Raw genomic sequence first — 1707 nt, 5'->3', positions numbered from 1 at the left:
GGGCCCAGGTGGGCCAGGAGGGCTCCGGCCAGGGTGTGGCCGCTGGGCGGAAAGCCGCTGGTGGCCCAGGCCCGCTCCCCCGGCGCAAAGGGCCTGGCATCGCGAAACATCCACACATCCAAAGGCGAGAGCACAAACCAACTCATCGACCGTTCCTCCCCAATTTCACGGTGCGGTTGCGCAGCACAAAGGCCGCTAGCTTAAACCAGTTTTTGATGGCCAGATCCCAGGCTGCCGGCTGGGCGGGCAGGCTGTGCTGCCAAAAGTGCTGGATAAACTCGATTAGCTTGGCTTGGAAGCGATCCCTCTGCTCGCTTTCGCCGCCAAAGAGATCCCGGCGGCTACAGAACAAGCGAGCCCAATCGGGCACAGCTTCCAAGCTGGGGGCGGGGTGCTGCTCCCAGAGCTGGGCAGCCTGCTCAAACAGCGAGCTTTGATCCTGCTGTTGGCCCAGCAACTTCCAGTCAAAATCCAGCAGGTCTTTCCACTTGTCGAAGGTGTCGAACTTGCTGGTGCCCACCAGTTGGTTGCCGTTGGCAAACAGTACCCGCACCTGGACGCTGTCCTTGGGGCTGCCATGGGCATAGGCCTGCCCTTTGGCGCCTTTTTCTGCCTCCCAGAGATTTTCCAGGGCAATGGCCAAGGGCACCGAGTGGTGGGCAATCACCACACCAAAGCTAATACTGGCCAGGGATCCCAGGGTAAAAAGAGGGCGGCGGCTGAGGCCAGGCGGCAACTGCGCCTTTTGCCACTGCCAGTAGTCCCCTTCGTTGGCGAACTCCCGCCAGTCGTCTTCGCCGCCGCGGAAACATTGGCGGATGTCCCAGAGCCAGCCATCCCACTCCCAGAGGTTGGTATAGGCCAAAACGTCGTCTCCCCCAGCGTAGATGAGCCTGCCGGCGTAGCGCTGCTCGGTGAGGTAGGGCACCAACTGGCCGGAAAAATCCAACAGGGCGCGGCTGAGGGCACTGTGGGTGGCCGGGCCCATGCGCTTGCGGCTGTTTTTGACAAATTCGCCGAAGGCATCCTTGACCTGGTCGAGCTCCTCGGAGTTGATGACCTGGCCAATGGTGTCTTTGCAGCCATCGGCTAGGCGCTGCAGCGGCTGGGGTAGGTAGTCGTAGTAGGGTCGCATCTTCTCCCCCCTCAGCCACTGGCCCATGTCGTCGCCATCGCCGGCGGCCAGCACGTACCAACTGGCGGGGTTGATGCTGGGGTAGTAGCGGCTGAGGGTGGCTTCTATCTCCTGGCGGCAGCGCTTCTGGGTTGCTGCGTCTACTTCCAGGTCTTCCACCAGCCAGCCGGCGTTGAGCAGCCGCGGGTGGTAGCGTAGGTTCTGCTGGTCGGCCCACGGGATCCCCCACTTGCCGCGCATCTCCCGCAGCACTTCCCGAATGCCGGGGTGGATGGCCTCAACGGCCCGGCAGGCTTGCTCCAAGTGCTCCTGCTCCCGTCGCCCGTGGGTTTTCAGGTAGCCGGCCACACCGGCGGTGAGATCGGGGTAGGAAGCGGCAATCTTGTCTTCATCGAGGTTGGGAAAGAGCTCCGGCAACACCTTGTCCAGGGCCCGCTTGACGGTTTCGGTGGCGTTGAGCTGCTCGCGGCCATCGAAAAGCCCCGCCTGCCGCTGCCAAAGCCGCCGGCTCTCCCCTTCGCCAATCCAGCGATCCCTGGGGGAAGGGTGAACCACCGGCCCCAGGCCGGAGA

Annotated in this window: 2 protein-coding genes; both read right to left on the bottom strand. The window is 63.4% G+C overall.

The features are described 5' to 3' along the window. A partial coding sequence (locus tag NW845_RS12770) for a type III-B CRISPR module-associated Cmr3 family protein (RefSeq protein ID WP_414378801.1) occupies nt 1-146 on the bottom strand: 146 nt, incomplete at its 3' end. Next, nucleotides 143-1707: type III-B CRISPR-associated protein Cas10/Cmr2 (gene cas10 / locus NW845_RS12765; RefSeq protein WP_414378800.1), on the bottom strand; the 1565-nt coding region annotated here is incomplete at its 5' end. The genes cas10 and NW845_RS12770, both read right to left, overlap by 4 nt.

This window comes from Synechococcus sp. H60.2, from assembly GCF_047462315.1.
In the GTDB taxonomy this organism is placed as follows: Bacteria; Cyanobacteriota; Cyanobacteriia; order Thermostichales; family Thermostichaceae; genus Thermostichus.
Note: the sequence above shows the minus strand (reverse complement) of the source record. Positions and strands in the feature narration are given on the sequence as shown.